Genomic DNA, 223 nt, shown 5'->3' with positions numbered 1-223 from the left:
CGATTGGTAAGAATCCACAACAAGTTGTTCTTCATTGATGTATCTGAGGGTCTGTAGCTCAGTTGGTTAGAGCACACGCTTGATAAGCGTGGGGTCACAAGTTCAAGTCTTGTCAGACCCACCATGAGCGAGGGTCAGCGAAACATGTTTCGCCCGAGCGCAAGACGAGAGCTATGCTCGAGTTAAGCATTCGCCTTAACACAGTTTACGATACATCGAATCA

Annotated in this window: 1 tRNA gene; it reads left to right on the top strand. The window is 47.5% G+C overall.

Annotated features, from left to right (window positions below):
• Positions 1-47 precede the first annotated feature (47 nt).
• Positions 48-124 (top strand) — tRNA-Ile (locus ACEO2X_RS14830).
• Positions 125-223: the final 99 nt, after the last annotated feature.

The sequence above is a fragment of the Acinetobacter sp. AL9 genome, from assembly GCF_041464035.1.
GTDB lineage: Bacteria > Pseudomonadota > Gammaproteobacteria > Pseudomonadales > Moraxellaceae > Acinetobacter > Acinetobacter towneri.
The sequence above is the reverse complement of the archived record's forward strand: the minus strand, read 5'-3'. Positions and strand labels throughout refer to the sequence as shown.